Raw genomic sequence first — 25,778 nt, 5'->3', positions numbered from 1 at the left:
GGGTAACCTGGTTGGTGGATCAGTCGGTTATGATATTATGGAGATGCTAAGTGCAAAGTGAGCGCACCTGTCTTAGAACAGAGACTAGGGAAGCCACAAACCCAAATATTAAATTAAGAGGAAATCATTATCGTAGTTAAAAAACAACTGATCAACTCCCAAATTAAATCCAATCAAGTCTACTTGATTGATCATGAGAATAATAACCGTGGTCTTGTTGATACCGCCGAGGCGCTACACCTAGCAGAAAGTGTAGAGCTTGACCTGGTTGTGGTGTCGGAAAGTAAAGAGGTACCGGTTGCCAAGATTGTCAACTATGGTAAGCTCCAGTATCAAAAGAAAAAACGTCAGACCCAGAGCGCTAGACCCACTGTCAAAGAGGTTCGCTTACGTCCCAATGTGGGTTTAGCCGATTACAATTTACGGATAGCACAAGCAACTCAATGGTTGAGCAAAGGCGATTCAGTCAAATTCGCCATTCGCTTACGAGGAAGAGAGCATCAACACCGCGAACAAGCAGGAGAAATGTTAGACCGCATTGTCAGCGCTCTGAGTGAGGTGGGAAAAGTCCAATCCCTCGATAAACGCTCACTAGTCCTTCAAGTAGTTCCAGCATAAACTACCCACATTTGGCTTGGCCTGAACTGTGGGGTTATACCCACCGACATCAATATGTTCCCTGAGCGCAGTCGAAGGAATATCAGGGGGAGGAGTTTAATGGGTCGGTACTTTTGAAGTTTACTACTACTTCATCCTTGAGTGGCTCTCACCGGTTCCATTCCAGATATTGATGACTTTTTGGAACCGTTCTACTCCGGTGATTTCGCCCCGTTGATAGCGGTTTTCTGTGGCTCTGATTTGTGCTGCTTCTAGGAGCGATCGCTTGGTGGGTGGAATCATTAAATCATCCAAACTAATGGACTTTACTAATTGGTTTTTTTTCTCTGGTTTTTTGATATAAGCAGCCGGTAGCGTTTGCTGATAAATTTAATTTAATAACCTTCAAAGTAGGCGACGGGCTGCGACACTAAGGGCGATCGTTAATATAAGTTTACCTGCTGTTCCACCAGCGGGGCTGTCCTTCACTTCTTCTCTGTGAGAATAGGTGTGGATTAATAACGCCTTCGCCAAATCTTGATGGTGTTATCGCTACTCCCAGAGGCTAAGGTTTTACCATCCGGGCTGAAAGCTACTGAATAAACCTCCCTTGAATGTCCAGTGAGGGTGACGATTTCCCGCCCCGTGGCGACATCCCACAATTTGATGGTTCTATCCCAACTCCCAGAGGCTAAGGTGCGACCATCCCGGCTGAAAGCTACTGAATGAACCCAATTTGAATGTCCGGTGAGAGTGGCGATTTCCTGACGTGTGGCGACATCCCACAGTTGGATGGTTCCCCTAATCCCAGAAGAAGCTAAGGTTGTACCATCCCGGCTGAAAGCTACTGAAGTGACGTAACCTGAATGTCCGGTGAGGGTGATGATTTCCCGCCATAAAAAGGGTTCATAAGCTTTTAAAGCCTCAATGACCTGAACAGACTTATTGTCTCTAGAGGACAGGAGATTATAAGCCGCATCCTTGACATCGGTTGATTCATCTGTGGTTAAAGCTTGGAGAAGTAAGTTAACCCCCTCATCCCCATAGTTGAGGGCTTGGGATATCGCATTTATCCTCACCTTGGGGTCAGGGTTCTTATATCTCTGCTGCTCCTCTTGGATTCCCCCTAAGACCAGGGCATTTTCTGGAGCGTTACTAGTACCACCTAGTAGTACATCAAATTCCCCTGGTTGTGGCTCGTTCATGATAGTTTACCACTGGTAGTTAATTTAGTCTTGGGGATATTATATAATGACGTATTACCCGATACTTGTTAGGTGGAAAGGTAATTAGGCGGGGTTTAAGCTTGAATGATTTGACTTTCTTCTACTGGCGATAATTATAGGGCGGATACTAAAACCTGTTCAGTGCTTACTTTCAGGTATCTTTGCAGCTAAAGTGAGTTTAAAATCTCAATTGCATCTTCATAATAGGCGGTATTACCTTGAGTGAGGTATAATTGCGCTGCTCTTTGGAGGTCTTCCCTGGCTTTGTTGATGTTTCCTAATTTAAGGTAAATATTACCACGATTGTAGTAAGCTTGAGCTAAATTAGGATCAACCGCAATGGCTTTGTTATAATCAGCTACAGCTAAATCCCATTTCTGCTGGTCATGGTAAACATTACCGCGATTGGTGTAAGCACCGGCATAATTAGGATTAAGTTTAATAGCTTGGTTGAAATCAGCCAGCGCTAAATCCCATTTTTGCTGGTTATAGTAAATAGTACCGCGATTTTTGTAAGCTAAAGCATCATTAGGATTAAGTTTAATAGCTTGGTTGAAATCAGCCAGCGCTAAATCCCATTTCTGCTGTCGAGTGTAAACAACACCGCGATTGAAATAAGCTTCAGAACTAAGAGGAGTAATCCATCTTTGTTTTACTAATTTTGTTTTTTTGTTATAAATAACTATTTCTTTAACATTGGCTTTTAAATTAAATTCTTTCTCCTTAACAATATAACTTGTATAACCTTGTGATCTATAACGCTGTGCGTAAGATATTGCCAGTTCTTCCTGAGCAATTGCAATAGATTCAATAAAATTTTCTACAATATTTCCCCCATAAATTCGTTGAGTTCTTCCAATGTTTAGTTTATCTATAGTTGATTGTTTAGTATTAACAAAAGGCAATACAAACTCGGATACTACAATAACTCCTAATTGCTTGTTAGATAATAACTGTTTTGCATCCGACCTCTTAAGAGAAAAAGAAAGCCCTTCTGATGGAAATTTAGAAATTATTTCTGTGGAATTTAACACGTCTAAGTTATAACTCTCAATTTCTTCGAGGTAATCAATACCTCTTCTGTTTTTTGACCGCCTTGATCTTCTATTGTCTTCTAGTTCTAAACGTCCAAATGATGTTAACTTAACTGTTAATAATTCTTGATCAGCATTATAACTTGTATTAAAACTCTTTTCTCCAATCTCTATATTATATGTATTATTTATATTAATACCTTTTCTTTCTAGATTTACCGAGAAAATATTAAGTAATCTGCTCAATCTTGCTTCATGCTCAGATGTGGTTTCAAATTGTGTTTTGTTCGGATTCTTACTTACAAAATTATTTATTTCCTGTAAAAAGGACTGAGTAATATATTTGTAATTACTAGGAAATATTTTCTGGTTTTTGTTACTTTTAACTTGAAATTGGTCGTAACCTGTTATGCTATTTTCCTTTGCCATCTTCTGAGATGACTGTATTTCTAGATTAATTTTCTGGTATTTTCCTGGTTCAGGTGTTAACCCCAAGGGGGTGGGAATTTCTTCCACACAACCGGGGTAGGGAGTTGAGGGACAAGTAAAGCTGTTTTGATTGGTTTGACTCCAAGTGGGGGTAGCACTGAGGGTGAATGTCAGTGTTGTTAAGGCTACAGCTTTAGTTAGTCCTATTATTTCCATGGGTTTATCCTTTGATGGTTGAATATTTAACGGTATGCGTACTTATAAGAAGAAACAGCAAAAGTTTAAATAGATGAAATTTATAATACCACGCTCAAATGGAGATAATAAAATAAATGTGTCATTTATTTTATTCACCCTCAGTAATACTATTTAGGTAATCTTGTCATCTATCTAAAGATAGATTTTTGAGAATATAAAAATTTTAGAGTAGTATTGACCCCACCCCCAACCCCTCCCCTTACAAAGCTATTCATTACCCACATTTTTCTTAACAATCTTGAAACATTTATGTGGCAACGGTTTCAAGGCTTGAAAATTTCCCTACTCTTGACAAAATGTACCTTATTCTTCTTGATAAAACCCTTATTTTATTGAGAATCATCAACGGAGGATTAAGGTTTGGGGGTTTGCGAGCGATCGCTCTCACGAATGTTAAGAAAGATCCGGGTAATGGATAGCCTTACAAAGGGAGGGGGGTATATGGAATGGCGATCTGCTTACAGCAGCACTGACGCGATCTGCTTGCAGCAGCGCTTCGCTATCGCCTTTAACACCAGCGCTTCGCGATCGCCTTACAGCAGCACTTCGCTATCGCCTTTAACACCAGCGCTTCGCTATCGCATCCGGTCAAGACCATCCAATATATGATCTTCGGTGTCAGATTTATCTGACTTTAGCTTTCAGACGGGGGTTTCTAACCCCCGGCTCCCCGTGTAGCATCAATTAGACGAAACAAGTTAAAATTGATCTAAGAGGTAAGCTATATGTAAAAAACAATTCCAGAAATTTATTCACAGAATACTTGCTTTATTCAATCATCAGGAAAAATCATCATGGGAAAATCAGCCCTAAAGCTAATCACAGTTGATGAATTTATTGCTGAATACGGCGATCAAGAAAATTACGAACTAATTGATGGGGAATTAATCGAAGTGGAACCAACCGGACCCCATGAGCAGGTATCATCCTTAATTGGGCGCAAACTTAACGTAGAAATTGATCATCAGGACTTACCATACTTTATCCCCCATCGCTGCTTAATTAAACTATTAGGAACAAATACAGCATTTCGTCCCGATGTTATTGTCCTAGACCAAACACAACTAATCAATGAGCCATTGTGGCAACAAGAACCAGTCATTACATCAGGTAAATCTATCAAACTAATAGCTGAAGTCGTCAGTACAAATTGGCAAAATGACTACGCCCGTAAAGTCGAAGATTACGCCTTACTGGGTGTCTCGGAATATTGGATAGTTGATTATTTGGGTATAGGTGGTAGAGACTATATTGGTAAAATCAAGCAGCCTACTGTTACAATTTGTACACTATTAGAGGATGAGTATCAAAAGCGATTGTTTCAAAACAACGATCAATTGGTATCCTCCATCTTTCCTAATTTGCAATTAACAGCAAAACAAGTCTTTACCGCTGGAGTATCCCCATACAATCAGGACTTACGCAAAACACAACAAAAGTAGGGGTAATTCATGAATCACCCCTACATCAGAACCAGGTTTTTAGTCCAATCTTACTTAAGTCCTATTTAAGTCTGGCTTTTTTTGCTGAAGTATCAAAAGTTTCTATGTTTATATTGAAGTTGTGAAGAACATTTGTTAGATGGTAGCGTCTACTTGGGATAGCGGTTCAACGTTACCCTGACTATGAAGCATCAACAGAAATTAGCTTACAGCTTGACCTCATTAATCAGAGGATGTTTAATATCCAACTTTATTACACCTGATTCTGCCATTCTTGCAGCACCACCGAGAAAACCAGACAAAACCGTAAATTGTGACATTTTAGTTGTGGGTGGGGGACTCTCTGGTGTAGCTACAGCTTACGAGGGGTTACTAGCAGAAAGCAAAGTCTGCATCACAGAAATTACTGATTGGTTAGGGGGTCAAATTTCTTCCCAGGGAACATCTGCATTAGATGAACGCCCCACCCAACGCAGTCGCCAATTTTATTCTCGCGGCTACTTGGAATTGCGAAATCGCATTGAACGCAAGTATGGTAAACTAAACCCCGGGGAATGCTGGGTAAGTGACTCTTGTTTTTTGCCTCGTGATGCCCACACGATTATCAGTCATATGCTCAGAGATGCCGAAAGAAAGGGGAAAGGCAAGTTAGAATGGTTTCCCAATACAGTAATTAAGGATTTAGAAATTACACCCTCTACAGTTGACGGGGGTGGACAATTAATTAGTAGTGCGATCGCCATTCAACATCAACCAGTCCCAGGCGCACCACCTCATAACACCTTCACCTTATCTCAAACCATTGAAGATGCTTACCGTTACCAAAACTCATCTCGGTTTACTAAAAACATCATTCGCTTAGTTCCCCAAAACACACAAGGGAATTCTCCCAAATGGTACATCGTAGACGCTAGCGAAACCGGTGAAATGATCGCCCTGGCCGATGTTCCCTACCGTTTGGGTATTGACCCTCTCTCCCACCTCGAACCCTCTTCCTCCAGTACCAAAAACAATCCTTATTGTACCCAAGGCTTCACTTACACCTTTGCAATGGAAGCCACTAAGGAACCACAACCCCAGGAAATGCCCCCATTCTATCCACAGTATGCCCCATATTTTAGTTATGAATTACAGCGGTTGGCAAACTTTGACCTAGTTTTCACCTATCGCCGCATTTGGAGCCAGCAGCGGGGACAACTTGTAAGATTTGGAGGTGTAAGGTTTTCGGCTCCCACACCAGGGGATATCTCCATGCAAAATTGGACTTGGGGTAACGACTATCGCCCTGGAACCCCTCAAGATAACCTAGTTTACACTCGCCAACAGTTGCAAGCTACTGGACAATTACAACCCGGCGGATGGATGGGGGGACTACGAACCGAAAGCCTCCGCAAAGGTGAAGAAAATGCACTAGCCTACTATTATTGGTTAGTTGCTGGGACTACAGATTCACAACTTGGTACAGGTGTCAAGCAGCAACACACAAATCACCGTTTTATATCTGGGTTCAATTCCCCCATGGGAACAGCCCATGGCTTATCCAAATATCCCTATATCCGGGAAGGACGACGCATTATTGGCCGTCCCAGTTGGGGACAACCCGGAGGTTTTACCATTTGGGAAACTGATATTTCTCGCCGCAACTACAACGATGACTATTATCGTCGTACACTTCCTGCTGATATGTACCGCCGGTTACAAGCAACACTGGCTGGCTTAGAAGCCATATCCGTCATTATAGGTACAAAGCCACCGGAACAGGTAATACGGCGCACTCGTTCCACTATTTTCCCTGATTCTGTAGGTATTGGTCACTATGCCATAGACTTTCATCCTTGTATGGAGAAAAGCCCCCCAGAAAAGCCCGGTAATAGAGAACTTACCGGAGAAAGGCGGGGTGCTGGTGCTGCTTATCCCTTCCAAATTCCTCTCAGAGCCATGATTCCCCAGAAAATCGACAATTTGCTGGTAGGAGGTAAAAGTATCGCCACTAGTCACATTGCGTCCGCTGCTTATCGGGTACACTCCTTTGAATGGTCTGCGGGTGCTGCGGCGGGTACTACTGCGGCTTTTGCCTTAAAAAATCAAGTTGCACCTTACCAACTGGTGAACAATTTACCCAGTCCAGAACCACAATTAGAGGCTCTCAAACGTCTATTAGAGCAAAATGGCAACCCGACAGCTTTTCCTGATACTTCAATTTTTAACGAAAACTGGGATAATTGGCGTTAATCTCACAAGGTTTCTTGAGGATTTGGGATGGGGAATTTTCCATTCCCCACTCCCTAGTCCCTGGACAATAGACTAAACTAGTAATTTGTAGGTGTAGATTTGTAAAATCCTGTTGGCTAACTGTTTTATGGTTACAAGAATTTCAGCAGCTGTATACGGCGCAGGTACAGCACCAACTGTAGATCCTGGACGGACTACTCAAGTCACTCGTAAAACTTATCCGAATTATAAGGTGATTGTTTTAAACGATGACTTCAATACTTTTCAACACGTTTCTGAGTGTTTGATGAAGTATATTCCCGGAATGACGGGTGATCTGGCTTGGGATTTGACCAATCAGATACACTATGAAGGCCAAGCTATTGTCTGGGTAGGTCCCCAAGAAATGGCGGAACTATATCATCAACAGCTGCGTCGGGCTGGTTTAACAATGGCTCCCTTAGAAGCGGCTTAATTATTATGGGTAAACCCGCGAAAGACGCTTCTGTTAAAGATGGCAGATTAGTCTGGAATCACTCAACTCATATTTCTGGCCTCATCCCAATTTTAGAACGTCTCTGTCTGCAGGATGGGATTCAAACTGTCACCCCTGGTGTTATTGGGCGGGCTAAAGGTCACTGTCCGAAAATGCAACTGCGTGTATCTGTACCTATTCGGGGTGGTTATAAGGTCATAGCCCGTCAGGGTAAAACTGTACAAGAGGTTTTTATCCTAACCACTTTAGATCAGGATAAATTTCAACATACCCTTGCGATCGCCATGAGAACTAAATCAGCTTCATAGTCCATTGTTAACTATTGCCTATTCTTCCACACGGCGGACTGAGAACTTGTGTAATGGCAAACTCAGGACACAAGAAAAAGTCAGAAAATACGACAAAGCAATAGTGATTTTCACAGACATGAGCGCGGTTTCCCAGTCAGGTAAAATCAACTTCTCAATACCAAAAGCAAAACAGTAAACTAGCCAGTAAGAGAAGCTCATTCTCAAGAGAATTTTCTCTGTTTCTTCTAGATTATCTTTTGGCTGTTTGGGATCCCAAAGTAATAGCAACCCTGCAATACAAGCAAAAAAGGATAGACAAACTACAAATTCATGGCACATTAAATTCATTGAATGCATCTGAATTGCTCTAATATTCTCCTGTTGAGATTCAGTCTAAAGGAATAATCTCGCCACCCCCAAAAAATATTTACAAACTGCAATAGAAGACTGTAATTAGTTTTAAGTATTGCTACAAAAGTTGTATTTACATTAATAATAATTTTTGCTACAATCTCAGCTAAAATCTAAATAGATGGGCACTGCTGCCTAGGAGAGGTTTTAACCAGCACCAATATTCACCAAGGTGCTAAAACCATCACCCCAAGTAATCAGATTAAGCAATGCCATTTCTTTGGGTCAGAAATTTTAGTTGATGATACATACAGCTGATCTGCGGTAAATTTGCACCAGCTGCTTGGGCTTTTCGTAATGGGTTACCGAAAATCGCTTCTACCTCTAGAGGACGGCCTTCATCATAGTCAATTTTCATGCTGGTACGGTAGGGCTTCATCTTCACAGTATAATTCAGCATGGTTTGAATGAAGCTATCAGGGATAACTCGTCCCGAGGTTTTCGCCCCAGCTGCTACTTCATTCATTAATTGTTCAACTAATATCCGGGTGTGAGCATCTGTCATTAATTCGTCTGTTCTAGCATTGAGAATAACCGAAAGTCCATTGTATGGTATATTCCACACCAGTTTTTGCCAACGCGCTAGCAGTAAGTCTGTGGCTAATTCAATGGTAATACCAGCAGTTTCAAAGTCATTAGCAACATATTGTATTCTTTCTGTTAGAGGAGCGGGATCATATTTAGGGGTATATTCCCCCAAAGTAATTTTTCCATAGTCTAAGTGTCGAATATGTCCGGCTCCTACTTTATTGGAACACAGAAAACATAAGCCGCCGATAACTTGAACATTCTTGACTATTTGGCTAATATCCTCTTCTACACCCAATCCATTCTGCAATACCAATACTACGCCACCATCTTTTACCAGGGGGGGTAATAATTTCGGTAGTAAATGGTTTTGAGTTGTCTTGAGTGCCACTATTACTACATCACATTGTGGCATCTGTTCCACATCATTATAGGCCTTAACTTGGGGAAGGGTAAAATCACCGTCTTTAGATTCGATCAATAAACCAGATTTGCTCACGTGTTCGTAATCACTCTTGAGCAGAAAGTGGACATCGTAACCAGCTTGTTGCAATTTAGCGCCATAAAACCCACCTAAAGCACCAGTCCCGAGGATAGCGTATTTGCGATCGCAAACTGGTGTCAAGGAATCGCACATCTGTGACACACAGAATTCTTTGAGCATAATTATAAATGTATACTTAACTTTTTGTAATAAAATTTTAACCTATTTGAAAATAATTGAAATTTTGCTCTTGCTCAGGGAGAGGATGATGTTTTAGGACTTATGTACCTGTGACATAAAATTATTATTCCTATGATAATTTCTAGGAAAAACTTTAAATTATATTACATGAGTGGAGTAATCACTTCAGGCATATGCTAAGGTAAATTCAAATGTCTAAAAATACGTTCATTCTTTATTTTTAAGACGTTGACATTAATACCACCAAATTGATGCTTGATTTCAACGCCTTAGCTGAGTTCTCCCGTGACAATTGCATCGGCATTTGTGCATTTCTAGTCCCAGCCAACTTGATTACCTCCTTACTGACCATCATCCTCACAGTATTGCGTCGCCCAACACATCAAGTGTGGAAATCTGCGGGACTTGCTAGCATATTCGCCTTAGCGATGGTATTCCATGTATTTACTTGGTTCATCATTGGCGTAGTCATGTTACCTACTTATATATTGCTCTCCCTAGCAATTAGCGCCTTGCTAAGTAATTTAGCAGCCATTCTTTGGCAAAAGCGCCAGATCGGGAGTCATAGTCAGGCTCAAAACGCTTGATAGGTTTTGCAGCCATCTTGACACTCCCACTGCTGAAAGCACGTGGGATTGTTGCTTCATCCAGCCAACCTACTTAGAGGAGTTTCCTCTCATTCCCAGAGGTTATTCTGTCTACAAGCTTTAGGTTATGCGTGCCATACATCAGCCTTTAATTTTAGAATAATGTTTAAATCAAGTCAATACTGAATTGCTCAATGTACCATTAGGTGCTATGTATTCATTCCCCGGCTAAAAGTCAGTGGGCTTTGGTGCTTTTATGTTTGTAAAAGATAGTTCCCCACTCTTCAAATAGGGAAAAATTAGGCATTGCAGCACCTGAATATGAGATGCCAAAATCACATCTCTTTAAATCTTGTTATTAAGTAGCAACACCTTTAATCGTGTATCCCGCCCAATAGTAAGGATGACTGTAAAGTTTTTCATGGGGAACAGTTTCAATACTTCTATATAAAGCTGCTAAATCAACTTCAAGTGTTCGTTCATCAGCAGTGAGATGATTTCGTAAGTCTTCATACCATTTTGTGAAATCATCCCCAGTCAGTTCTTTTAACCATAATGTTGCTTCATTTAAAGCCCTAACTGGGGATTTATTGATTTGTAGTCTTCTATAGAACTCAATCATCACTAAGGCTCTAGCAGATGATTCTACCGTCCATAGGCTACTTACCACATAAGGTACTCCTCCACAAAGAAAACCACTGGCTAAATCCACATATTCCCTGGTAATATTCTGGTGTTTAGTTACTGCACTTTCACCAGCCGCAAGAGTAACCAATTGATAACTATTTAAATTGCGATCGCGGATTTCTTCTAAGGTGATTTTATCTTCATCTACTAATACTAATGCAGATGTTTTTGGGTCATTGTAACAGTTGATAACACTGCCAGAAAAGTGAAAAATACTTTTATTAAATACAGCATTTTCTACTAAACTTTTGGTAGCATTAGCTCCCTGGATTAGTTGCGAGTTATTGAACATTTTGCTAATAATTTCAGCTTCCAATTGACCAAATTCTAGCGGAGGATAATTCGTGCTTTTCGCAGATTCGACACCAAGGAATATAGGATGCAGCAATGGCGATATACTTTGAGCTTGGACAGACAAACCTGTTTGGACACTGGGTAAATAGCTAATAGTCAACTTACTTGGTAATTCTTCCCGGGAGGGCGAAGACAGAGAAAAAAGGGCATGGAGAGGTAATCTATGTAAGTCCCGATGGGGAATTAAAATGACTTGGGTGATATCTTTGAGTTCTTGTATAACTGTGGAAATCTGGAGAATATTTTGGAGTTTCCCCAGCTTTTGTGTCATATCCACTCGCCAAACATGATGACTTCTGCTGTGTTGGTCTTCGCCTTGAGTCAGATATTCTTGGTATGAGTGATGCCAATCTTCCAGCCAACGTTCAAATTTAATTAAGCGTCTTACAGCTTCCGCTAGAGGTACTTCATCCACAAGCAGGGATTTTTCTTCTAAGTATGTTTTAACTACATCTTGTATGGGTGTAAAGACTAAAATGGGTGATGGCGCCTGATGTTTAATAATGAAGGTATGTAACGCCACCGGGCTAATATGCCAGTAAATAATTGCTGTGTGGGGATTGAGCAGTTGTTGAACCGAAGTGTAGTAGTGTGTATAAGTGTGTTCATGGGAATCAAATAATAGCCAATTTAAACAAGAATTTTTGCCCTGTTCTGCCATTTCCCAAGCTTGTACCAACTCGCCGCACTCTACCGCTAAATCAACTCCTAATTGAGCAATTCCGCTAAATTTGAGGGCTAGTTGTCTTCTACTCTCCTCAGAAGGAGTTGGTGAAATTAGTAATTGTGTTAATAAATCAGTGGCTTGTTGCTGTAGTTCTTGTGCTTGTGCTGTTTGACCTATGGCTAAATATGTTCTAATCAGAGACTGCAAAACCTCTAAATGCAATTCGCTAAACTCTGGTGTTGTTAAGGTTAACAGTGCTTGATTGTATTCAGCTATGGCTTGAGACCAATAATAACGATTTCTGGGCAGTTTTTTGCCTAAATCGTAATAAGTGTTACCTTTTTCTATATGCAATCTACCCCAACCTTCTGGATGGGTATCTGGCTGAATATATTTCAACCCTTCCTCTAAGCTGGCTAGTCTACCCTCATAGCCGCCCCGCTGCAAGGCAGGATTTTGTTTGGCGATCCCTGTTAAGGAACTTAACGGTATTTGGGTAGGTAAATGGCCCACAGCTGTCGCTCGACCAATCCAAGCTTCCCAGTAGTCAAGTTTAACTTCTAAGGCGTGGTCGTAGGAAATGATCGCTTTGGCAAATCTGGCTAAATAAAACAGCGCCAGCCCCTGGTTATGCCAAGCTAAGTGAAAGTCTGGTTTGATAGCTATGGCCCTCTCATAGGAAGCGATCGCTTCTTCTATATTTCCTAACCTTTCCAAGGCAATGCCCCGATTATACCAAGCTAAGTATAAATCTGGTTGGGTGGCAAGTGCTTGATCCCAGGAGGCGATCGCTTGGTTCCAATTTCCTAAATTAAATAATACTACGCCTCGGTCAATCCAGACCTCATGAAAGTCGGGTTGAATGGCGATGGCTTTGTCGTAAGAGGTGATAGCCTCTAGATATTTCTCATCTATAGCCAAGGCTATACCTCGGTAATACCAGGTATATGGGTCTTGTGGTTCTAAATCCAGGGCCTGGTCATAACTAGAAATTGACTCGCCGATTTGTCCCAATTTTAGCAGCGCTAAACCTTTACCAGACCAAGCCTCCGGATTTTGGGGCTGAATTTCTATAGCTTGGTTAAAGGAGGCGATGGCCGCTTCAAATTCTCCTAATTCACCTAAAGTCACACCGCGATTATACCAAGATTTGTAATGATTGGGTTTTAATGCTACGGCTTGGTCATAAGAGGCGATGGCTTGTGCAAAATCTTCTAAATGAAATAAAGTTAAACCCTTGTTAAACCAATATTCAAAAGCATCAGGTTTGATTGCTATGGCTTGATTATAAGAAATTACCGCTCCTACCAAATCACCGGTTTTCCCTTGCTGAAGACCTTGATAAAAGTACTCTTGCGCTTGCATGTCATCGGAATCAGCAATAATAGCCGGTGAGAGATAATCTGCTAGCTGTTGGACTAAATTCATATTCTCATGCAGCTGCACGAACAACTCATGTAAGGTGTGCGCTACATTTGCATCTAAATTAACCAATAAATCTTGCCAATTTTCAGGAGAAGATACTATTGCCCCTCCTGTTTCTGACTTGATCATCTGAGGTTTTTCTCTTTGTGACTCCCAGAATATTGCCCTTAAATTGGCGATTACATCTTTCTCAAATGGGCTGGGCAGATTTGGCGCTGTGATTGTGGTTTCTTGATTTGTATATTCCGAGGTCACTTCTTCGGTATTGTCAGTCAATCTTTCTGAGGGAGAATCAAGGCTTGTTGCTCCTGTCGCCTGATATTCTTCTGTATCTATGGCTTGGCCCCGCCAGCCTTGAGAATCCCATAAAAACTCGCCATGGGTAGGGATTAACTCTTGTCCTCCAGAGTCCAGTGGCATATTTAATATTTCACGGCTTCTAGTTTCACTCTGTTTGCCATGTTCACCCCATCCTCCCGTTAACAAGCGGATACCAATTTCGTCAGCAAGTTCACTCACCTTGCCAATTCCCATCTGCCCTAGTTGTATCATCTGTCTTGCTAACTGACGATTGGACTGTGGTGATAACAGCAACTTTTCGCCAAACATCACCAACCAATTTATCCAGCGATCAACACTGATACGATTCTCCATGCGTTGTAGATACTCAATCGCCCATTGTTTTCCGCGTCCTTGTTGTACACCTTCCAATAACTGGGTAAACAAAAATTCTAGATCTGCATTAGTTAGCTCAGGTAGTGGTTGTGCCACCTCAGATCCCCCTACCGTATTGAACGATGGAGTCGACTTATGACCCATGGGGTGCTTGAAAAACTTGTTAAGCCGCTGGAATAGCTGCGTGAGCATCTGTAACACTTTCCGATTTTGTCTTACGTGACATACTACCGTAACTGAATTTTTTTGAGAAATTCAGTGTAGGCTTCTCATCCAATCCAGCTAGTGCAGTGCCTAGGCCATGCAGGCTATCGGAGACGATGAGCTTTGTTTTAAGTCCACGCAATGCCCTAGCGCCGACTGTAGATTTCTTAGCGATACTTTTTCGCTAACTAATGTTCACAAATACATAATTTGTGATTCTCTCTTAACCAAGGCCTATCAACCAATGCGCGCAGATAAATTCCTCGCGCACCATTCAACCCGCAATTTATGATTTTATCATCTATCCTAGATTTGATGATTTTAGACCCTCCTAGATTGTTGATAATTTCGCCAGTCCAACTTACCGTTTTTGATGTGTACGCTTCGTTTAGATCAACTACTATTTTGTCATATTCCTTAGCTTTGTGTTTGATGAACTGTTTGAATTTGTACTGGCTTAAAGTAAGCATTTGTCGGACTGACTTCGATCTAATTCTTCTCTTGGCTTTTCTAGACATAACAGATATCTCGAAAGTAGGAAGCAGAATTACATCAACCCAGCCCCTTACTAATAATCGCAATCCAAGTGGATAGAGGCTTATCATACACCCATAGGGGTGAAGTTAACCATATTTATATTTATCGCCCATCTCCCCATCACCGCTTAACTCCGATCTGTATTTGATTGACTAGCAGCATAATGTTGATTGATTAGTTCCTGGACAATCAACTGTGGATCGTCTGTTTCAATAGCCAGTTGCTGGGCAATTTGCTGGCGTAAATTCTCATCCTGCTGTAACATGACTAACAGCTGATCTAGGGTGACTGTTTGGGTTACTCCCTTGGTGGGTACAGTTGTGTTAAGGGCATCTGGTCCGTCATATTCCCATATTGGTTCCCTGGAAAGGCGTGTTAACAACTGCATTCCCACTTCATAGGCAACTTTTCCCACTTCACCAACACCCAACTCACCCAGATGCACTAAGCGAGCGGCTAATTCATTATTCGGCGTAGGTGATGCTAGCAATCTTTCGCCAAAGCGGCGTAACCATTGTATCCAATTTTCAGTAGAAACACGGTGTTCAAGATTATCTAGCCATTTTTGCGCCCAATCTTTTCCTCTGGCTTGATGGACACCTTCTATCAGTTCGTTGAACAGAAACTCTAAATCGCTATCTGTTAGCGGTGGGGCTGGTCTTGGTGCTAAATCATCTTCCGTATGGGAGTGAGTTCTTTGTCCGCCAAACCACCTACTAATTAGACCCTTCAACCATTGAATTAACCGCCTGAGCATTTTGTGCTACACCATTGAGTATTGTTGACCATTATACCAGCACAGGCAAGGCGATCAACACGCCCACAGACCAGCGCGAGGGAGTGTCAAATATACACAACCCATGTCCAAAAGTTTAAAATAGTTTAATCCCAAACTCGACTGGGTGCTGCTAACCAAAATTGAAAGGCACTAAAGTCTTCTATCCATGTCTTACGAACCCCTCCACCACAAGTATCGCCCAAAGAGTTTTGTAGAATTGGTCGGACAAGAGGCGATCGCTACCACCCTCACCAACGCGATTCGCACAGCTAAAATTGCCCCAGCCTATTTGTTTACTGGACCGAGAGGTACGGGAAAAACTTCCAGCGCGCGGATTCTGGCTAAGTCCCTAAATTGTCTCCACAGTGATCAGCCCACTGCTGAACCCTGTGGAGTGTGCGATGTTTGTCAAGGTATCACTAAGGGTTATTCCCTCGATGTGATAGAAATTGATGCCGCTAGCAACACTGGTGTCGATAATATCCGTGAGCTGATTGAAAAGGCGCAGTTTGCACCAGTACAGTGTCGCTACAAGGTTTATGTGATCGATGAATGTCATATGCTCAGTACCGCAGCATTTAATGCGCTCCTGAAAACATTAGAAGAACCACCAAAACACGTAGTTTTTGTGTTAGCCACAACAGACCCCCAGCGAGTATTACCAACAATTATTTCACGCTGCCAAAAATTTGACTTTAGACGTATTCAGTTAGAGTCCATGGTGAAGCATTTAAGTGCGATCGCCCGTCAAGAAAATATTCATATTTCTCCTGATGCTGTCACCTTGATTGCTCAAATCGCTCAGGGAGGATTGCGAGATGCGGAAAGTTTACTAGACCAATTAGCGCTGGTGACTGGTGAAGTCACCCCGGAGAAAGTTTGGGATTTGGTTGGTTCAGTCAGTGAACAAGACTTACTAACGCTATTAAAGGCGATCGCTCAAAACCAACCAGAAGCAGTTTTAGATTGCAGCCGTAAAATCCTTGATAGTGGACGGGAACCCCTAATTATTCTGCAAAATCTCGCCGCCTGCTATCGGGACTTACTCATAGCTAAAACAGCACCTAACCGCCCGGATTTAGTTACCTGTACCCAGCAAACCTGGATAGCACTGGTTGAATTTGCCCAGCAACTAGACATGACGATCATTTTACAGGGGCAGCAACACCTGCGCACAGCGGAACTACAAATTAAAAATACCACCCAACCGCGCTTGTGGTTAGAGGTGACATTATTAGGTTTATTACCCAGTGCTAATCTTCAAATCCAAACTGTGATTACACCTCAGCCAGTGAATCCGCCAGTTGTAGGTACAAATTATTACCCTGTTGTTTCTCCACCACCTCAGCCCACGAATCAAAATACCACCCTTAACCCAATATCTTCACATCAGCCCACAAGTGAAAATAGCACGGCTCATCCACCCACCATCACACCACAACCTCTCACTTCCCCACCAGCAAGTGGAACTACTAACCCTCCTTCTAGAGAGAAAGTGACCACACCATCAGAGTGTGACTTAACTCAAGTTTGGCAACAGGTACTTGTGAATATTCACATACCTTCCCGCAGAGCCTTACTTGGTCAAATGTGCCAGATAATAGAGTTTAATGGGAACTTGGCTCGTATTGCGGTCAAAGGTACTTGGTTAGACGCACTCAAATCTGATCTACCGATGATTAAGGCTGCTTTCCAAGAGATTTTTCAGCGGCAAATCGAAGTTTATCTCGAAAAAGGAACTTCTTCGACTGGTAACGCCACAAGAACAAATCCTCAACCAAAAAATTATACTCCCGTTGAGCAACCACCAGCAGCCAAATACAATCAACTTGTGTCTGACGCACCGCCGCCAGCTACACCCAAACCAGCACCAAGCAAAACCGAATCAACCACAGGTGTACATAAGGTGCAAACCTTGTCCCCGCCACAAATACCCACACCTCCGGCTGATTGGGGAACCGAAGAGGTGGAAAGCGCAGCCCAGCGTCTAGCTCAATTCTTTGATGGGCAAATTATCCGCCTCACAGGGGATGCATTAGACTTGCCTGAAACCATGACTATATCTGAGTGGATGGACGAGTCAGAACTTGATGACGAATAAAAAAAATCCATCCAAATTTAAATTTGGAAATGGATTTTCAGTGTTAACTTGGCTGCAAAAAACTAGTTACCGGTTCCTGAATGCACGGTTTTTACCCATTTTAGACGTTTTGGTCTGAGGGACATCCGAGCAGTGGTACTGCTCATCACAACTAACCAGTGCAACATATACAAAGCACCACGTAGTGTTTGTAACAGCAACAGGAAAGATGTAGAAATATTAAATTTCTCATCTTGACGTATGCGCTTCAGTCCGGCAAACATACCCACAACAGACATACCCACGGATAGTGTAGTTACCGATCCTAAAATTGGTAGACGATGCCGAGCCAGGGCCATGAATAAATCTGGAATTGCTGCTGTGGGTAGGATATACATACTCAACATAAACATGAGCATATCCCAGGTTTTTCGCGTACCCATGCGGTTTCTCACAATTAGATCCCAGTAATCTAAATAGCGTTGATAGCCGCCTTCTGCCCAACGATTGCGCTGATGCCAAAGGGCGATGGCATTTGTGACACCCTCTTCCTGCACAGCTGGGCAAAATGTACAGTCAATATCCCATTGGTTTAAATGTAGGCGCAAAGTCAGATCCAAATCATCCGTGATGGTTTCTTCATTCCACCCGCCACAACTTTCTAAGGCTGTACGCCGGACAAATTGACCATTACCGCGGAGTTCGCCAATACCACCCAGGGCTACACGTTGCTGCTGAAACCAGGTATCCAAAGCCATTTCTGCCATCTGACCTTGAGTCCAAAAATTTTCTTTGGCGTTAGCGATGGCTTTTCGCACCTGCACCGCCCCCACCTTTTCTCGTTGGAATAAAGGTACCACCTTGAGCAATAAGTCTGGCACTACCTGAGCATCAGCATCAAACACTGCGACAATTTCGCCCTTAGTCAATGGCAATACCTGATTTAATGCTCCTGATTTGCCGCCACTAGCTTGTGGAGAACGTCTGATAACCTTGAGTTGCTGATATTCTTGGGCTAGTTGGGCTAAGAGTTCCGGTGTCTTATCTGTGCTGTTATCGTCAATTATCCAGACTTCATATTGCCCACCTGGATATTCCAGATTGCAAAGATTCTTGACTAACTTGCCAATAACGGCTTCCTCATTTTTTGCAGCTACTAGCACAGATACACAGGGAAAATCTCCCTGGATGTTTTTGGCATAGCGCCGGGGTCTAGCAAATACCACCACTAAGGCATGAAATCCTAGAAGAGTGGTCAGTCCTAGAATCAATATTGAACCCCAAGAAGCTAAATGCAGAGCGATTGTACCGCTCCACACTACAGTCAACATGAGAGCAGCTTTGCGTCTACGTCCTTGAAACCGGGATGGTAGAGACATGGGATCCACCTCTACCACTAACTCCTGCTGATCTGCCGAGGGATCGGATAACACAGAGTTAAGTGGGTCAAGCTCTTCGTAATAATCATCTTCGGGCCAGGAATTCGCTGGCATAGGTTACTTGATTCAAAAACCAGTTGTTATACAGCTGAAAAAAAGCAAGGAATCCAACACTTGAGAGCGCTGATTTCTGCTTTTATTGCTTCAGCTTCTTTGTTAAAAGCCAATGCATATTAATTGTAACCGAATTTTTAACATTTCTTAGCACCAAATTTGGAGTTTCAAAGTATTTTGGATGATTTATTAGGTTTAGGTTTTACAGTGACCAGCCCCAAGAAAGTAGATTATGGGGAACTGTACCTTGTGAGCACTCCACCCTGTTGCCGTAACCCACTAAAATTAGTAAACACCTTCCTTTTGCAATTAGGAGTGCATGTGTGCCACAATCTGCTAAATGTTTGCTGATTGGCTCAACTGAGATTTATAGTGGTAAATCTGCAACTGTTTTGGGTTTGTCTCATCAGCTACAGCAAAAAGGACTAGATATTGCCTACGGTAAACCCCTGGGCACTTGTTTTAGTGCATCTGGCGGAACCTTAGTTGAGGAAGATGTCCAGTTTATTGCTCATAGTCTGAACTTACCAAAAAACCGTGTTGCGGCCACAATACTGGCTTTGGATGAGGTCAATGTCCAAAGACGCTGGCGCGGCGAAGACAACACCAATTATCGGCAGTTATTAAAACAGCAATATTTGCAAATTTCCCAGGGAGATTTAGTGTTGCTAGAGGGACCAGGTGATTTGACACAAGGCAGTCTGTTTGATTTGTCCTTGTTACAGGTTGCTGAGACGTTAGATGCGGCTGTACTGTTGGTAACACGTTATAGTTCACTGCTCTCAACTGGGGCGTTATTATCTGCCAAGCGGTATGTGGGCGATCGCTTGGTGGGAGTTGTGATTAATGATATCCCTAGCGAACAATTAGAAATAGTTGACGCTCAATTATGCCCGTTTCTAGAAAAGCAAGACATCCCTGTATTGGCCACATTGCCGAAAAGTGATTTACTCCGCAGTGTCAGCGTTGGTGAACTGGTAAACCAGTTAAAGGCGGAAGTTCTCTGTCGTCGAGATCGCTTGGATTTGATGGTGGAGAGTTTGGCAATTGGGGCAATGAATGTCAATGCGGCTGTGAAGTATTTCCACAAACGCCGAAATATGGCAGTAGTCACAGGAGGCGATCGCGTGGAAATTCAACAAGCCGCCCTAGAAACCTCTACACAATGCCTGATTTTGACTGGACAGCTGCCACCACCTGCCTTTATTCTCAGTCGTGCTGAAGAGCTAGAAATCCCCATCCTATCGGTTGACTTAGATACCCTAACCACTGTGGAAATTATCGACCGGACCTTTGGTCAAGTACGGGTACATGAACCCATCAAGGTTCACTGCATTCGCCAGTTGATGGCCGAGAATTTTGACATTGATCGCTTGTTATCTAAACTAGGCTTAACTGCCCCAGGGACATTAGCTTAAGTGAAGCTGGAATCCCCCGTGTTTAGGCGTGGGGAGTGTCCAGCAGCTATTGAGCTACTGAAGCAAACATCATAAAAATGTAGCAATATGTAACTATATTTGGCTGTTCACCTACACTCTGTTTGGTAGAATAACTGGGTTGTTTAATGTGATTACGTCCATCTTTGAGCCAGTCAACAGACCTTACCAACCTAGATACATTAGCGCAGGAACTGGCGACCATCCAACAAACGGGTTCTAAGCGAATCGCCTTGTTGGGTTCTCGTCATGTGCCAATTACGCATCAAAATCTCATTGAGATGATGACCTATGCCTTGGTTCTATCAGGCAATCGGGTCATCACCTCTGGGGCTACAGGGACAAATTCAGCTGCCATTAAGGGAGCAATGCGGGCTGATCCCAATTTATTGACGGTGATTTTACCCCAAAGTTTGGAACGTCAGCCCCATGAATCACGCCAACAACTAGAGCAGGTGATGCATCTGGTAGAAAATTCCAGTAATGATAATCTGTCTTTAGCTGAAGCTAGTTACATTTGTAACAAGGAGATTATCTCCCGATGCCAGCAACTCATCTGTTTTGCTTTTCACGACAGTCGTACTCTGCTGCAAACTTGTGGAGATGCAGAAGAACAAAGAAAAGTTGTCACACTTTTCTACTTTGACTAAAGTGCAGTAAGTCCTCGCCCTGGTAATGATAGATATAGGAAACTGCGAATTGGTAACAGGTAACCACCTGTTACCTGTTCATCACAGCTAACTACAAATACATTGATTGGTTTAATCATGCTATCGCAACTGCCTGTGTCTGTTATTTTGTTGTATTCTATTGCTGCTGCTGCCCTTCTGATTTATCTGCCCTTTCTATTGGTAGCTTATGCGCGGGTGCGGATTGGCTATGAAGCCCTTGCTACTCCTCGCGCCATGTTTGATAAATTGCCCCCCTATGCTCAAAGAGCCACTTGGGCGCATCAAAACTCTCTGGAAGCATTTATGTTGTTTGCCACCGCCGCACTGATGGCATATGTAACTGGGGTAAATTATACTACAGCAACAGTGGCGGCGATCGCTTTTGTGGTGGCGCGTTTGCTATACTCAGTTTTTTATATTTTGAATATACCCCTATTGCGATCGCTGATGTTTGCCATTGCCTCCCTGAGCTCTGCTACTCTGATTATCTCCAGCATCATTCAAGCCCAGAGTTAATTGGGCAGTAGAAATGCGGGTTGAAAATCACCGGTAAACCGAAAATCTAAAATTGTTTATGGCTTCTACATATTCCTTTGACATTGTGAGCGACTTTGATCGACAAGAGTTAGTGAATGCGGTCGATCAAGTTATGCGAGATATCAAAGGTCGTTATGACCTCAAAGATACTCAAACCACTGTAGAGTTAAACGAGCAAACCATTAATGTCAGCACTGACAGCGAATTTACCTTAGATTCTGTTCACAACATTCTCCGGGAAAAAGCCGCCAAGCGTCAGCTTTCTCAGAAAATTTTCGAGTTTGGCAAAGTTGAATCAGCTAGTGGTAACCGTGTACGTCAAGAAATCACACTCAAAAAAGGCATCAGTCAGGAAATAGCTAAACAAATTTCCAAATTGATTCGGGATGAATTCAAAAAAGTACAAGCCTCAATTCAAGGTGATGCTGTACGAGTTTCAGCTAAAGCTAAGGATGACTTACAAGCTGTGATGCAGCGTCTGAAACAAGAAGACCTTCCTGTGGCTTTACAATTTACCAATTACCGTTAAACAACCTATGGGGTGGATTTTATCCACCCCATACCATTGTTTTCAAATCAGGTTCGATAGTTTTTCGCTAATTATTAACTAGTTAACTGCCTTCCGCATTAGCTGAGATTAAAGAATTTTGTGAGTGTGGGAATGCTGCTTAACATTGTCTTCTTTAGTGACAACTCTAGCGGCATTCAGTACGCGCTTACGCTCCGTTGAATATTGAAAATCAGTGTAGGTTGTACCTAAAGGAATGAGGGACTGTGCAGTTTCACGTCGTTTGTAGGTGCGAGCTGCAGCAAACACCCGCACAGCGAATTCTTCCCCAAACTGAGTCGAATCTGGAAAGCCATCTGGTAGCACAGGTGTATTGCCATCCAGAACAGATCCCAGGGTGGTTGCACAAGCCAGCTTATAAGAGGTGGGAATACCTTTGAACAATGCTTCTAGAGCAGCAGAGGGAATTGGTTCTACTACTTCCACTTGATAAACTTCCCCATCTTCCTTAATGAAGCAGGTTGATAGACCTATAACAATATAATCGTTAGCGGTGAGATCCGGTGCATCTTCATAGGAAATTGCTGTTGTCATAAAAATTTTCCCAACCTTCAAAATTACGATGTGTGCTTGAGTGCTATACTTGGCCGTCGCCTACAGCATGAGTTACAGTAGGCACGATACCTGACGGCAACAAGCAATGAGCTAAATCAAGGCTTGTGGGCATTCTAGCAATTTGTTCGTGTTACTACTTGATTAGTCATGAACTACCCCATCTTACTTCGTTGAAGATGGGGTTTCTACATCTCCATGAGTAAGACGGTTACGCCATAGTCATCTAATCTTTTTTGCTGTAGATATATTGCCGGGAGTAGATACAAAATAACTGGGTGTCCACAGTCTGATTTATCCATATAAATACGTATTGTTTGCCTTATGGTAATACATTTAATATTTCCGCTTCCTGAACATCAGGATTTACGAGTACTACTGGAAATTGATTAGGGTCAAATTTATACCCTTGCTGTTGTCTAATAATATGAGCTTGATGGGGGTCGAAATTCCGCTGAAATTCCCTTTGCAAACTCTCAACACGTTCTTCCATCAGCTTGACCTCAGTCTTAACTTCTCGCAACCTGTTTTGCTGTGTCCAATGATAAGGCAGAAGTTGTACCAGGGCAGATACTGCTGCACTGCACAGGACTAAGTTAACTGCTATTTTAGCTGTGGTTTCCAGGGCTATAACCTGGTATGAACGTTGACGAAGATGCCGTTTTGGTCGAGGAGCAGCCCGGCGTTTTTGTATAGGTTGTACCGGCGGTCTAGACGGTTGAATGGCGTTCATTATGCTTAATTAAAAAACCTGACTAATTTCATGACAACTTCATAGAATGCACACTGACAGGGTTTACACCTTTACTTAGCTGTCATATTACTTCATTTTTCCGAAATTGCTACACGTATATTTAAAGTTAAAATGTTACTCTATATGGGCAAGTAGCTAGCATTTAAAAACTTCTAGCATTTAGCCACTAGCACCCCGTTTACCCGATTATTATTCTTTTATAAGATTATGTCAATTCCGAGTCATGGTTATTTTTTTCACAGGGTTTCGGGGATATGTAATCTTGCCTTGTTTTGAATAAATCTCCCAGATGTTGTCGGGTAAAATTGAAAGGTTTTCTATTTGACTAAAAGAATATACTTATAAAGACAACAACCAGGACTGGCCTGATTGTTGTTTGAGAGTGGGGCGATTTTGAATCTACCCCGGTTACCATGTCAGAACGTGGCGTTATTTATAGAGTTCTGTTGCTAAACGCCAAGCCAGAATTCCTGGAATCAGCGCTACAGCTAGAGCAATGTACACCTGAGTGTCTGATATAGGCATGGTCTGAACCCTCCTGAGCTTCAAATCAATATTGAACAGTTCGTTTACTACTTTTCACTGTTTTGCCAAGAATGTGGAATATCTTGTTACAAGATGCAACAAAAACAGTGATTTGTCATTAAAAAAATTTATAAAACTATGGATTTTTATTTGGGGATCGATTTCGGTACATCTGGGGTTAGGGGTGTGGTGATTAATCATGAAGCTTGCACCCAGGCAGAAATCAAGCATCCTTGGGCAGATGGGGCTGTTACTAACTTAGCAGATTCGTGGCATGGGGCTTTATTTCGACTGCTGACACAAATACCAGAGAAATTGCGCCGAGAAATCAAGGGGATCGCCATTAACGGTACTTCTTCCACAGTCCTGCTGTGTGATGCGGCTGGTCAGCCTGTAGATGCACCTTTATTGTATAACGATGGGCGGGGAGCAGTGGTGCTGCCGCAATTAAAAAGTATTGCACCACGGCAAAGTAACGTATTAAGTGCAACTTCTAGCCTAGTAAAATTGCTGTGGATGGTGCAACAGCCGAGTTTCAGCAAAGCGAGATATTTTCTGCATCAAGCCGATTGGTTAGGATTTTTGCTGCATGGGTATTTGGGAATTAGCGATTACCATAACGCTTTAAAGCTGGGCTATGACGTGGAAGAGTTGAAATATCCACAATGGCTAGAAAAACTAGAATTACCGATTCAGTTACCCAGAGTTTTACCCCCCGGTACTCCCATTGCCAAATTGCGCCCGGAAATAGCAACTCAGTTTCATTTCCCTGATGATTGCTTGGTGTATGCTGGTACAACTGATAGTATTGCCGCTTTCTTGGCTAGTGGGGCCAAATACCCCGGGGAAGCTGTGACATCCTTGGGTTCGACCTTGGCGGTCAAACTATTGAGTCGTACCCGGGTAGAAGATGCACGATATGGTATTTATAGCCATCGCTGGGGTAACTTGTGGCTGACTGGGGGTGCTTCTAATACTGGGGGGGCGGTGCTAAAGCAATTTTTTAGTGATGCTGAGTTAGAAAGATTGAGCAGCGAAATTGATATTACAAGAGCCAGCGAGTTAGATTATTATCCATTGTTGCGGCCAGGCGATCGCTTTCCCATTAATGATCCGGCTTTACCGCCGCGATTAACACCACGCCCTGAGAGTAGTGTGGAATTTTTGCATGGGTTGTTAGAAAGTATTGCCCGAATTGAGGCTACTGGGTATAAATTATTGCAGAAAATGGGGGCAGATAAATTAACTCGTGTTTACACTGCCGGGGGTGGTGCGGTAAATTCTACTTGGTCTCGCATTCGTGAACGACATTTAAAGGTGTCTGTGATGTCGTCGCTGCATAGGGAAGCTGCTTATGGTACGGCGCTTTTAGCCATGAGAGGGACTGATTTTTTTAACTAGTCACTGGACTGCACAAGTGTCACAGAAGATTTATACAGTTGCTCTAACAACCGATACAAAAAAGCTAACTGTTGCGCCAATAGTAGTCGCTGTTGCTTGTTATAGCAACGGACATATTGGTTAGGACATCATCATTATGGTTTTAAGGGAACAGGGAACAGGGAACAGGGAACAGGGAATAGTGAGTAGGGAATAGTGAGTAGGGAATAGGGAATAGGGGATAGGGGATAGGGAATAGTG

At 42.5% G+C, this 25,778-nt stretch carries 25 protein-coding genes and 2 pseudogenes; 13 read left to right on the top strand and 14 right to left on the bottom strand.

The window, feature by feature from the left end; translation table 11 throughout:
* Window positions 1–123 precede the first annotated feature (123 nt).
* A complete protein-coding gene (gene infC / locus NWP22_RS14230; RefSeq protein ID WP_342393879.1) occupies window positions 124–618 on the top strand; it encodes a translation initiation factor IF-3 in 495 nt (164 codons plus the stop codon).
* Window positions 619–709: 91 nt separating this feature from the next.
* On the opposite strand, the pseudogene NWP22_RS14225 reads toward infC, so the two are convergent.
* The 4 genes and pseudogenes from NWP22_RS14225 to NWP22_RS14210 all read right to left on the bottom strand — a co-directional run.
* Window positions 710–921: pseudogene (locus NWP22_RS14225) on the bottom strand (hypothetical protein); the annotation flags it as partial.
* Window positions 922–1,002: 81 nt separating this feature from the next.
* Entirely contained in the window at window positions 1,003–1,131 is a 129-nt protein-coding gene (locus NWP22_RS14220; RefSeq protein ID WP_271733461.1) for a hypothetical protein, read from the bottom strand.
* Window positions 1,113–1,490: pseudogene (locus NWP22_RS14215) on the bottom strand (WD40 repeat domain-containing protein); the annotation flags it as partial. The gene NWP22_RS14220 and the pseudogene NWP22_RS14215, both read right to left, overlap by 19 nt.
* Window positions 1,491–1,990: 500 nt before the next feature.
* Window positions 1,991–3,502: a tetratricopeptide repeat protein gene (locus tag NWP22_RS14210; protein WP_271733462.1), complete on the bottom strand. Its 1,512-nt coding sequence runs from the start codon at window positions 3,500–3,502 to the stop codon at window positions 1,991–1,993.
* Window positions 3,503–3,985: 483 nt separating this feature from the next.
* On the opposite strand from NWP22_RS14210, the gene NWP22_RS14205 reads away from it, so the two are divergent.
* From NWP22_RS14205 to NWP22_RS14185, 5 genes are all read left to right on the top strand, one after another.
* The gene (locus NWP22_RS14205; protein WP_271733463.1) at window positions 3,986–4,153 is read left to right on the top strand and encodes a hypothetical protein; all 168 of its coding nucleotides are present in this window, start codon (window positions 3,986–3,988) and stop codon (window positions 4,151–4,153) included.
* 185 nt (window positions 4,154–4,338) lie between these two features.
* Entirely contained in the window at window positions 4,339–4,986 is a 648-nt protein-coding gene (locus NWP22_RS14200; protein WP_271733464.1) for a Uma2 family endonuclease, read from the top strand.
* 183 nt (window positions 4,987–5,169) lie between these two features.
* Window positions 5,170–7,218 (top strand): FAD-dependent oxidoreductase, encoded by a 2,049-nt coding sequence (locus NWP22_RS14195; protein ID WP_271733465.1) that lies wholly within the window; start codon window positions 5,170–5,172, stop codon window positions 7,216–7,218.
* Between the two features lie 127 nt (window positions 7,219–7,345).
* A complete protein-coding gene (gene clpS / locus NWP22_RS14190; RefSeq protein WP_271733466.1) occupies window positions 7,346–7,672 on the top strand; it encodes an ATP-dependent Clp protease adapter ClpS in 327 nt (108 codons plus the stop codon).
* A 5-nt stretch (window positions 7,673–7,677) separates the two neighbouring features.
* Complete coding sequence (locus NWP22_RS14185; protein ID WP_271733467.1) at window positions 7,678–8,001, top strand: DUF2103 domain-containing protein; 324 nt, start codon at window positions 7,678–7,680, stop codon at window positions 7,999–8,001.
* An 18-nt stretch (window positions 8,002–8,019) separates the two neighbouring features.
* On the opposite strand, the gene NWP22_RS14180 is transcribed toward NWP22_RS14185, so the two are convergent.
* Window positions 8,020–8,340 (bottom strand): hypothetical protein, encoded by a 321-nt coding sequence (locus tag NWP22_RS14180; protein ID WP_271733468.1) that lies wholly within the window; start codon window positions 8,338–8,340, stop codon window positions 8,020–8,022.
* 256 nt (window positions 8,341–8,596) lie between these two features.
* Entirely contained in the window at window positions 8,597–9,586 is a 990-nt protein-coding gene (locus NWP22_RS14175) for a putative 2-dehydropantoate 2-reductase (RefSeq protein WP_425332620.1), read from the bottom strand.
* Window positions 9,587–9,858: 272 nt separating this feature from the next.
* Here NWP22_RS14175 and NWP22_RS14170 point away from each other — a divergent pair, with 272 nt between their 5' ends.
* Window positions 9,859–10,194, top strand: a complete 336-nt coding sequence (locus tag NWP22_RS14170; protein WP_271733469.1) for a hypothetical protein — start codon at window positions 9,859–9,861, stop codon at window positions 10,192–10,194.
* A gap of 358 nt (window positions 10,195–10,552) precedes the next feature.
* Here the strand turns inward: NWP22_RS14170 and NWP22_RS14165 are convergent, their stop codons facing one another.
* From NWP22_RS14165 to NWP22_RS14160, 3 genes are all read right to left on the bottom strand, one after another.
* Window positions 10,553–14,194, bottom strand: coding sequence for a CHAT domain-containing protein (locus tag NWP22_RS14165; protein ID WP_271733470.1), 3,642 nt, complete (start codon window positions 14,192–14,194; stop codon window positions 10,553–10,555).
* Window positions 14,195–14,394: 200 nt separating this feature from the next.
* Window positions 14,395–14,676 (bottom strand): zinc ribbon domain-containing protein, encoded by a 282-nt coding sequence (locus tag NWP22_RS18385; RefSeq protein WP_425332621.1) that lies wholly within the window; start codon window positions 14,674–14,676, stop codon window positions 14,395–14,397.
* A gap of 194 nt (window positions 14,677–14,870) precedes the next feature.
* Complete coding sequence (locus NWP22_RS14160) at window positions 14,871–15,500, bottom strand: hypothetical protein (RefSeq protein WP_271733472.1); 630 nt, start codon at window positions 15,498–15,500, stop codon at window positions 14,871–14,873.
* A 187-nt stretch (window positions 15,501–15,687) separates the two neighbouring features.
* On the opposite strand from NWP22_RS14160, the gene NWP22_RS14155 reads away from it, so the two are divergent.
* Window positions 15,688–17,622, top strand: a complete 1,935-nt coding sequence (locus tag NWP22_RS14155; RefSeq protein WP_280802012.1) for a DNA polymerase III subunit gamma/tau — start codon at window positions 15,688–15,690, stop codon at window positions 17,620–17,622.
* A gap of 62 nt (window positions 17,623–17,684) precedes the next feature.
* Here the strand turns inward: NWP22_RS14155 and NWP22_RS14150 are convergent, their stop codons facing one another.
* The gene (locus tag NWP22_RS14150) at window positions 17,685–19,094 is read right to left on the bottom strand and encodes a glycosyltransferase family 2 protein (protein ID WP_271733475.1); all 1,410 of its coding nucleotides are present in this window, start codon (window positions 19,092–19,094) and stop codon (window positions 17,685–17,687) included.
* A 323-nt stretch (window positions 19,095–19,417) separates the two neighbouring features.
* Between NWP22_RS14150 and NWP22_RS14145 the strand changes: the two genes are divergently transcribed.
* Window positions 19,418–20,512: a phosphotransacetylase family protein gene (locus NWP22_RS14145; protein ID WP_271733476.1), complete on the top strand. Its 1,095-nt coding sequence runs from the start codon at window positions 19,418–19,420 to the stop codon at window positions 20,510–20,512.
* Window positions 20,513–20,676: 164 nt separating this feature from the next.
* Window positions 20,677–21,180 (top strand): DNA recombination-mediator protein A, encoded by a 504-nt coding sequence (locus NWP22_RS14140; RefSeq protein ID WP_271733477.1) that lies wholly within the window; start codon window positions 20,677–20,679, stop codon window positions 21,178–21,180.
* Here NWP22_RS14140 and NWP22_RS14135 read toward each other — a convergent pair.
* Window positions 21,177–21,299: a hypothetical protein gene (locus NWP22_RS14135; protein WP_271761515.1), complete on the bottom strand. Its 123-nt coding sequence runs from the start codon at window positions 21,297–21,299 to the stop codon at window positions 21,177–21,179. The two genes, NWP22_RS14140 and NWP22_RS14135, sit on opposite strands and share 4 nt — an antisense overlap.
* On the opposite strand from NWP22_RS14135, the gene NWP22_RS14130 reads away from it, so the two are divergent.
* Window positions 21,298–21,717, top strand: a complete 420-nt coding sequence (locus tag NWP22_RS14130) for an MAPEG family protein (protein WP_271733478.1) — start codon at window positions 21,298–21,300, stop codon at window positions 21,715–21,717. The two genes, NWP22_RS14135 and NWP22_RS14130, sit on opposite strands and share 2 nt — an antisense overlap.
* 58 nt (window positions 21,718–21,775) lie before the next feature.
* Window positions 21,776–22,267: a YajQ family cyclic di-GMP-binding protein gene (locus NWP22_RS14125; RefSeq protein WP_271733479.1), complete on the top strand. Its 492-nt coding sequence runs from the start codon at window positions 21,776–21,778 to the stop codon at window positions 22,265–22,267.
* Window positions 22,268–22,375: 108 nt separating this feature from the next.
* Here NWP22_RS14125 and NWP22_RS14120 read toward each other — a convergent pair whose 3' ends face one another.
* The 3 genes from NWP22_RS14120 to psaM form a co-directional block, all read right to left on the bottom strand.
* Complete coding sequence (locus tag NWP22_RS14120) at window positions 22,376–22,840, bottom strand: hypothetical protein (RefSeq protein WP_271733481.1); 465 nt, start codon at window positions 22,838–22,840, stop codon at window positions 22,376–22,378.
* A 340-nt stretch (window positions 22,841–23,180) separates the two neighbouring features.
* Window positions 23,181–23,591, bottom strand: coding sequence for a slr1601 family putative cell division protein (locus tag NWP22_RS14115; RefSeq protein ID WP_271733482.1), 411 nt, complete (start codon window positions 23,589–23,591; stop codon window positions 23,181–23,183).
* 450 nt (window positions 23,592–24,041) lie between these two features.
* On the bottom strand, window positions 24,042–24,137 hold the full coding sequence (gene psaM / locus NWP22_RS14110; protein ID WP_006196319.1) for a photosystem I reaction center subunit XII: 96 nt from the start codon (window positions 24,135–24,137) through the stop codon (window positions 24,042–24,044).
* 138 nt (window positions 24,138–24,275) lie between these two features.
* Here psaM and NWP22_RS14105 point away from each other — a divergent pair, with 138 nt between their 5' ends.
* Window positions 24,276–25,538: an FGGY-family carbohydrate kinase gene (locus NWP22_RS14105; protein ID WP_271733485.1), complete on the top strand. Its 1,263-nt coding sequence runs from the start codon at window positions 24,276–24,278 to the stop codon at window positions 25,536–25,538.
* Window positions 25,539–25,778: the final 240 nt, after the last annotated feature.

Source organism: Anabaenopsis tanganyikae CS-531, from assembly GCF_029891675.1.
GTDB lineage: Bacteria > Cyanobacteriota > Cyanobacteriia > Cyanobacteriales > Nostocaceae > Anabaenopsis > Anabaenopsis arnoldii.
Note: the sequence above shows the minus strand (reverse complement) of the source record. Positions and strands in the feature narration are given on the sequence as shown.

Bases quoted from the DNA above. Each gene is read 5' to 3' on its own strand.
- NWP22_RS14180 (WP_271733468.1), bottom strand. From the start codon at position 8,340: ATGCATTCAATGAATTTAATGTGCCATGAATTTGTAGTTTGTCTATCC.
- NWP22_RS14150 (WP_271733475.1), bottom strand. From the start codon at position 19,094: ATGCCAGCGAATTCCTGGCCCGAAGATGATTATTACGAAGAGCTTGAC.
- NWP22_RS14175 (WP_425332620.1), bottom strand. From the start codon at position 9,586: ATGCTCAAAGAATTCTGTGTGTCACAGATGTGCGATTCCTTGACACCA.
- NWP22_RS14195 (WP_271733465.1), top strand. From the start codon at position 5,170: ATGAAGCATCAACAGAAATTAGCTTACAGCTTGACCTCATTAATCAGA.
- NWP22_RS14125 (WP_271733479.1), top strand. From the start codon at position 21,776: ATGGCTTCTACATATTCCTTTGACATTGTGAGCGACTTTGATCGACAA.
- NWP22_RS14115 (WP_271733482.1), bottom strand. From the start codon at position 23,591: ATGAACGCCATTCAACCGTCTAGACCGCCGGTACAACCTATACAAAAA.
- NWP22_RS14205 (WP_271733463.1), top strand. From the start codon at position 3,986: ATGGAATGGCGATCTGCTTACAGCAGCACTGACGCGATCTGCTTGCAG.
- NWP22_RS14155 (WP_280802012.1), top strand. From the start codon at position 15,688: ATGTCTTACGAACCCCTCCACCACAAGTATCGCCCAAAGAGTTTTGTA.
- NWP22_RS14105 (WP_271733485.1), top strand. From the start codon at position 24,276: ATGGATTTTTATTTGGGGATCGATTTCGGTACATCTGGGGTTAGGGGT.
- NWP22_RS14170 (WP_271733469.1), top strand. From the start codon at position 9,859: ATGCTTGATTTCAACGCCTTAGCTGAGTTCTCCCGTGACAATTGCATC.
- psaM (WP_006196319.1), bottom strand. From the start codon at position 24,137: ATGCCTATATCAGACACTCAGGTGTACATTGCTCTAGCTGTAGCGCTG.
- NWP22_RS14160 (WP_271733472.1), bottom strand. From the start codon at position 15,500: ATGCTCAGGCGGTTAATTCAATGGTTGAAGGGTCTAATTAGTAGGTGG.
- NWP22_RS18385 (WP_425332621.1), bottom strand. From the start codon at position 14,676: ATGCTTACTTTAAGCCAGTACAAATTCAAACAGTTCATCAAACACAAA.
- NWP22_RS14120 (WP_271733481.1), bottom strand. From the start codon at position 22,840: ATGACAACAGCAATTTCCTATGAAGATGCACCGGATCTCACCGCTAAC.
- NWP22_RS14130 (WP_271733478.1), top strand. From the start codon at position 21,298: ATGCTATCGCAACTGCCTGTGTCTGTTATTTTGTTGTATTCTATTGCT.
- NWP22_RS14185 (WP_271733467.1), top strand. From the start codon at position 7,678: ATGGGTAAACCCGCGAAAGACGCTTCTGTTAAAGATGGCAGATTAGTC.
- NWP22_RS14135 (WP_271761515.1), bottom strand. From the start codon at position 21,299: ATGATTAAACCAATCAATGTATTTGTAGTTAGCTGTGATGAACAGGTA.
- clpS (WP_271733466.1), top strand. From the start codon at position 7,346: ATGGTTACAAGAATTTCAGCAGCTGTATACGGCGCAGGTACAGCACCA.
- NWP22_RS14165 (WP_271733470.1), bottom strand. From the start codon at position 14,194: ATGCTCACGCAGCTATTCCAGCGGCTTAACAAGTTTTTCAAGCACCCC.
- NWP22_RS14210 (WP_271733462.1), bottom strand. From the start codon at position 3,502: ATGGAAATAATAGGACTAACTAAAGCTGTAGCCTTAACAACACTGACA.
- NWP22_RS14200 (WP_271733464.1), top strand. From the start codon at position 4,339: ATGGGAAAATCAGCCCTAAAGCTAATCACAGTTGATGAATTTATTGCT.